4 protein-coding genes are annotated in these 4,085 nt (G+C 38.7%); 2 read left to right on the forward strand and 2 right to left on the reverse strand.

What is annotated here, in order from left to right:
• Positions 1-80: 80 nt before the first annotated feature.
• Both panD and panC read right to left on the reverse strand, forming a co-directional pair.
• Positions 81-434 carry an aspartate 1-decarboxylase gene (panD, locus tag DWZ47_RS29990; protein WP_004301789.1) on the reverse strand — a complete coding sequence of 118 codons (354 nt, stop codon included), beginning with the start codon at positions 432-434 and terminating at the stop codon, positions 81-83.
• 18 nt (positions 435-452) lie between these two features.
• A complete protein-coding gene (panC, locus tag DWZ47_RS29995) occupies positions 453-1,298 on the reverse strand; it encodes a pantoate--beta-alanine ligase (RefSeq protein ID WP_004301788.1) in 846 nt (281 codons plus the stop codon).
• A 142-nt stretch (positions 1,299-1,440) separates the two neighbouring features.
• On the opposite strand from panC, the gene DWZ47_RS30000 reads away from it, so the two are divergent.
• Together DWZ47_RS30000 and DWZ47_RS30005 are read left to right on the forward strand one after the other, a co-directional pair.
• The gene (locus DWZ47_RS30000; protein WP_004304593.1) at positions 1,441-2,274 is read left to right on the forward strand and encodes a glycogen/starch synthase; all 834 of its coding nucleotides are present in this window, start codon (positions 1,441-1,443) and stop codon (positions 2,272-2,274) included.
• Positions 2,275-2,296: 22 nt separating this feature from the next.
• Positions 2,297-4,006, forward strand: coding sequence for a DUF4270 domain-containing protein (locus DWZ47_RS30005; RefSeq protein WP_032854787.1), 1,710 nt, complete (start codon positions 2,297-2,299; stop codon positions 4,004-4,006).
• Positions 4,007-4,085 lie beyond the last annotated feature (79 nt).

Consider the following 4,085-nt stretch of genomic DNA (forward strand, 5'->3'; position numbering starts at 1 on the left):
AGAACTGTAAAATATAAAAGAGGTTGTGCCAACGTTTTGACACAACCTCTTTTCTCATTTCAAATATCTAAAGATACTTTCTACTTTACCACTTTATTCGTAGCAGGATCAGGGAAAATTACAGCCGGTTTAAACGACTTGGCTTCCTCAAAATCCATCAATGCATAGGACATGATTATCACAATATCATCGGGTTGCACCTTGCGGGCAGCAGCACCATTCAGACAAATTTTGCCCGAACCGCGTTCACCTTTGATAATGTAGGTTTCAAAGCGTTCACCGTTGTTATTATCAGCGATATACACTTTCTCTCCCGGAATCATGTTTGCAGCATCCAACAGGTCTTCATCAATCGTGATACTACCCATGTAGTTCAGATTTGCCTCCGTGACACGTGCACAATGAATTTTCGACTTCAACACTTCAATCATCATAAGGTTTCGTCTTTTTAGTTATTCTTTATATTTAATGTTATCGATCAGCCGGACCTCTCCACAGAACACTGTGATGCATCCTACTGCGTAGGAAGTATCTTCCCAATTGCTAATTTTCTGCAATGTGTTTCCGTCTACGATCTCAAAATACTCCATACGCAAACCCGGAGCGGCTTCAATCGCATCTTCAACCATCTTTTGCGTCTCGCTCACTGTATGAGTGGCTGCAAAGTTACGACTTTTAAATAAGGTGCGAGAAATATTTAAAGCATTTTCACGTTCTTCTGCAGATAAACGTTTGTTCCGGCTACTCAATGCCAGTCCATCTTCCTCACGTACAATTGAACAACCTACAATTTCAAGGTTATATTTCAATTGTCGAACCATCTCACGAATAATCGCTAACTGCTGGAAGTCTTTCTCTCCGAAATATGCACGATCCGGCTGTACAGCATCAAACAGCTTGCTGACAATTTGGCAAACACCGTTAAAATGTCCCGGACGGAAAGCTCCTTCCATCACCGTATCCAATGGTGCATAGCTAAATTGACGGGTATCCGGTTCCGGATACATTTCGCTAACTGAAGGAGAAAAAGCGAAATCCGCCCCGCATTCTTCCAACAAACGGCAATCTGCATCCAATGTACGCGGATATTTCTCCAAGTCATTTTTATCGTTAAACTGTGTGGGATTCACAAAAACACTCACAACAGTTACACCATTCTCACTTACGCTGCGCTTTACCAGAGATGCATGTCCCGCATGTAAAGCACCCATTGTAGGAACCAGTCCCACCTTTTTACCTTGGGCTCTTAGGGCAGTCAATTCTGCCTGTAAGTCCTTGATAGTGTGCACTACTTTCATTTTCGTCAATTGGTTTATGTTTTACTCGTTTGCAAAAACTCTGCAAAATAAACTAATATTTGCCACATAAAGAAAGAATATCTTATTTAATGTGTCTTTTTTTTCGTATCTTTGCAGAATATTATAGTGAACTATTGTTATTATGACAAAGGCGAATAAAGTTTTATTTATTACTCAAGAGATTACACCTTACGTTTCAGAATCCGAAATGGCCAATATAGGTAGAAACCTTCCACAGGCGATACAAGAAAAAGGCCGTGAAATCAGAACCTTTATGCCTAAATGGGGAAATATCAATGAGCGCAGAAATCAACTGCACGAAGTGATCCGCCTCTCTGGTATGAACCTGATTATCGACGATACTGACCACCCCTTGATTATAAAAGTTGCTTCTATCCAATCCGCACGTATGCAGGTATATTTCATCGATAACGATGATTATTTCCAGAATCGTATGCAGACAACGGATGAAAATGGTATAGAATATGATGATAACGATAGCCGTGCCGTTTTCTATGCACGCGGTGTATTGGAAACAGTGAAAAAACTTCGCTGGTGTCCTGATGTCATTCACTGTCATGGCTGGATGACAGCTTTAGCTCCTCTTTATATTAAGAAAGCCTATAAAGACGAACCTTCTTTTCGCGACGCTAAAGTGGTATTCTCTGTTTATGAAGATGATTTCAAGAGTACACTTAGCGACGATTTCGCAGCCAAATTGATGCTGAAAGGTATTTCCAAAAAAGATTTAGGTGATTTGAAAGAGCCGGTAGACTATGCTGCTCTGTGCAAACTCGCCGTTGATTATTCGGATGGAGTCATACAAAACAGCGAAAAAGTAGACGAGTCTATTATTGAATACGCCCGCCAATCTGGCAAACTGGTGCTTGACTACCAGAACCCGGAAAACTATGCAGATGCCTGCAACGAGTTCTACGATCAGGTATGGGATGCGACTGCAAACGAAGAAGAATAAAAAAAATCAAGATACGACGATCATGAAAACAAAATACGCCTTAATAGTTTTACTGGCAATCACCTTTTGGGGTTGTGATGACAACACTGCCGGACTGGGATTGGGAATGTTTCCGGGAAGCGACCAAAATATCAATGGAAAGCTATCTACATTTGATGTAACTACCGAATCCGTTCATGCCGGTGAGATTTATGCAATGACTAATATAGGGTATGTAGGTAAGTTCACTGATGAAATATTTGGAACTTATCAGGCAGGCTTCTTGGCAGAACTCAACTGTCCGTCAGGAATGACATTCCCTGGAGTATATGATGGTACTGCTTTGGACGAAGAGAAGAAAGCTACCCGCGTAATGGTAGGGGATGATAATGAAGATAATAAAGATGTCACATTCATACGTGATGACAACAATAAAATCATTGGTAACATCCACACTATCGAACTTTATTTATGGTATAGCAGTTACTTTGGAGATTCATTAACAGCTTGTCGTTTGAGTGTCTATGAATTGAGCGAGAACTTAGATACTGAACATGCCTACTATACAAATATTAATCCGGAAAACTACTACGATCACGCAGATCCTAATAGCTTATTAGGCACGAAAGCTTATACAGCAGTCGATCTTTCAGTAAAAGACTCTATTCGTAATCTTAGTACGTATGTCCCTAGTGTTCATGTTTCTTTCAGAGACGAAGCTGCCAAGGAAATTGGTAAAGAGATTATAAAAAAAGCCAATGAGTTAGGTGTCAATCTTGACAATAAAGAGTTTAGGAAGATTTTTAAGGGAATTTATGTGAAAAGTGATTACGGTGATGGTACGGTACTTTACATAAATCAAGCTCAAATGAACGTAGTGTATAAATGCTATGCTGTCGATACAATTACTGGTCTTAAATTGCAAAAGAAAGTAGCAGAAGAAAATGGAGAGTATAAAGACTCTACTTACTATGGATATCGTACCTTTGCTACCACTCGTGAAGTTATTCAAGCAAACCAGTTAGAGAATGATAAAGTAGCTATTCAAAATTGCATCAATAAATCTGAATGGACTTATTTAAAAAGTCCAGCTGGAATCTTTACTCAGTTAACTCTCCCTGTTAGTCAAATAGCAGAAAAGCTTCAAGGAGATACTTTGAATGCGGTAAAATTAGGGATTCCTATCTATAATGAAACCAGTGATAAGAAGTTTGGCATGTCTACTCCTAATAACGTTTTATTAATACGTAAAAAATATAAAGATAGTTTCTTCAAAGGTAATCAACTTAGCGATGGTATAACTTCATCTCTATTTAATCCTACTACAACTAACTTTACCCAATATACATTCAACAATATCACTCAAATGATAAATAATTGTTTAGAGGATGGAGAAAGAGAAGAAGCAGAAAAGAAACTCAAGAATGGTACGATAACTCTCCAAATAACTAACTCCGAAGGCAAAACAGAATCTAAAGAGGTTCATAATATTGAAGAATGGGAAAAATATAGTGATTGGAACAAATTCATACTTATTCCAGTACTTGTAACCACAGATGCTTCCTCAAGTAATAGCTATTATGGTTCTTCGAGCAATGTTATTAGCATACAACATGACCTGAAACCTGGCTATGCACGTTTGAAAGGGGGTAGCAAAGGAAGCATACAAGATGCTCAAGGCAACCCTTTATATCCAGAGTATTTACTCAAACTTGAAGTTGTCTCTACAAACTTCGGAACAAAATCGAAATAAAAGACAAGTAAGATAATCTATAAAATAATGAGGTTGTGTCAAAACGCTGACACAGCCTTTTTTATGCGCAAAGCCCAGA

It is taken from the genome of Bacteroides sp. AF32-8BH (genome assembly GCF_003435205.1).
Lineage (GTDB): Bacteria > Bacteroidota > Bacteroidia > Bacteroidales > Bacteroidaceae > Bacteroides > Bacteroides ovatus.